The 2,268-nt window shown below is 59.7% G+C and carries 2 protein-coding genes; both read right to left on the bottom strand.

Annotated features, from left to right (window positions below; translation table 11 throughout):
* The coding region (locus tag EN750_RS30335) for a putative 2-aminoethylphosphonate ABC transporter ATP-binding protein (RefSeq protein WP_127398936.1) at positions 1–988 on the bottom strand (988 nt) is incomplete at its 3' end.
* Positions 989–1,110: 122 nt separating this feature from the next.
* Entirely contained in the window at positions 1,111–2,136 is a 1,026-nt protein-coding gene (locus tag EN750_RS30330; protein WP_127398935.1) for a putative 2-aminoethylphosphonate ABC transporter substrate-binding protein, read from the bottom strand.
* Positions 2,137–2,268: the final 132 nt, after the last annotated feature.

The raw sequence follows: 2,268 nt of genomic DNA, 5'->3' as shown, positions 1-2,268 counted from the left end.
GCTCTCCGCCGCGCAGCCGGGTGCGCCAGAACGAACCCAGGAATTCCATTTCACCGACGGTCACTTCGATCAGGTTTTCCGAAGTCTTCACCACATCGGGTGCTCCGGGCGAGCGCGAGCCCGGCCCGTGTGGAATCACGTCTTCCGGCCGAATGGCGGCGACGACTGCTTCGCCGTTCGCAAAGCTGTGCGGCGCGCATCTGAAAGCCTTCGTCCCGAAGCCTACCGAATCTGCTCCTACCGTCGCATCGAACTTGTTGGTCTCGCCGATGAAATCGGCGACGAACAGCGTCCTGGGATGGCGATAGATTTCAGTCGGGCTGCCGACCTGCTCGATGACGCCATGGTTCATGACGACAATGCGGTCGGCCAACGACAATGCTTCTTCCTGGTCGTGCGTAACCATGATCGTGGTGACGCCGAGCTTGCGCTGCAGCCCCTTGATCTCGTGGCGCAAGTGCACGCGCACCTTGGCGTCGAGCGCCGACAGCGGCTCGTCGAGCAGAAGCAGGCCGGGCGAGGTGGCGATGGCCCGGGCGAGCGCGATGCGCTGCTGCTGCCCGCCGGAAAGCTGCGCTGGGTATTTCTTCGCCTGATCGGACAAGCCGACCAGCATGAGCAATTCCTTGACGCGGGCATCGATCTCGGCGCGCGGCCGTTTGGTGTTTTCCAGGCCAAAGGCGATGTTCCTTTCAATCGTCAGATTGGGAAACAGCGCGTAGGACTGAAACACGATGCCGTAGTCGCGTTTTGACGGCGGCAGCGTTGAGATATCCCTGCCCCCCTGGCGGACGACGCCTCTGGTCTGCAGGTCGAGGCCGGCGACGGCGCGCAGCAGCGTGGTCTTGCCGCAACCCGAAGGGCCGAGAAAGCAGATGAATTCGCCTTCGTTGATGTCGAGCGAGATGTCCTTCAGCGCATGGAACTCGCCGAAGGCCTTCCAGAGATGTTCGATCTGTAGGTAGACGGTGTTGCCGGCAGCGGCCATGGGATGCACCTCGGCCAGCGTTGCCGATAGATCAGCGACGGGTTCGTGTCTCATTTTGACCATCCGGGAAGAGTTACGAGAAGGGCGCCGCTCTGACGGCGCCCTGTCGAAAAGCTCCGCGTCTAGCTCTTGGGCTCAGACTTGGCGTCGTAGCGTTTCGTCCATTCGTCGAGAATGACCTTGCGGTGGTTGGCCGCCCACTCGAAGTCATTGTCGATCATCTTGGACTCGATATCTGCGGGCAGGAATTCGACCGGCTTGGCGACATTCGGCATAGCCAGAACCGCATAACCTACATTGTACATCTCGTTGGCCTCCTTGCTGATCGACCAGTCGAGCAGCGTTTTGGCGGCTTCGAGATTTTTCGTTCCCGCAACGATCGCGGATGCCTCCATGTCCCAGCCGATGCCTTCGGACGGGATGACGATATCGAGGGGAGCGCCCTCCTTCTTCGATTTCGCGGCGCGGAACTCGAACGAGATGCCGATTACGGTTTCACCGGCGGCGGCCATTTTGCACGGCTTCGAACCAGAATGCGTGTAGGCATCAATATTCTGATGCAGGGCGTCCATATAGGCCCAACCATCCTTCTCGCCGAACAACTGCAGCCAGCTCGATACATCGAGGAAGCCGGTGCCGGACGAGGCCGGGTTCGGCATCACGATGTGACCCTTGTATTCCGGCTTGGTAAGATCTTTCCAGCTGGTCGGCTCGGTGAGGCCAAGCTTTTTGCCCTCCACGGTGTTGAAGCAGATCGAAGCCGCCCAGGCGTCCATGCCAACCCAGGCCGGTGGCGTGTCCTTGTCGACAAACTTCGGCTTGAGCAATTCGACGCCTTTTGGCGCATAGGGCTCAAGCATGCCTTCGGTCTTCAGCACCAGAAGCGATGTAGCGGCAAGGCCCCAGACAACGTCGGCCTGCGGATTGTCCTTTTCGGCCAAAAGCTTGGCGGTAACGACACCCGTGGAGTCGCGGACAAAGTTCAGTTTGATGTCGGGATGGCTCTTTGTGAAAGTCTCGGCGTAGCGGGCGAGATCTTCGGCTTCAATGGCGGTATAGACTGTCAGTTCGGAGGTTTCGGCAAAGGCGGCGGATGACATCAATGCCGCGGCGAAGGCCATTGCGATAGTTGCGTTGCGCGATTTCATGCTCAGTTCCCCTTTGATTGTTGGCACATTCTGCGATGCACTGTGACGATCGCGCCGGTGGACCTTGCGGCCCTGTAGCGCTTGTGGATGTCGCCGTTGGGTCAACTTTGGGGATTGGTGATCGATAAGTAA

Origin of the sequence: Mesorhizobium sp. M7A.F.Ca.ET.027.03.2.1, assembly GCF_003999175.1 — a bacterium.
In the GTDB taxonomy this organism is placed as follows: Bacteria; Pseudomonadota; Alphaproteobacteria; order Rhizobiales; family Rhizobiaceae; genus Mesorhizobium.
Note: the sequence above shows the minus strand (reverse complement) of the source record. Positions and strands in the feature narration are given on the sequence as shown.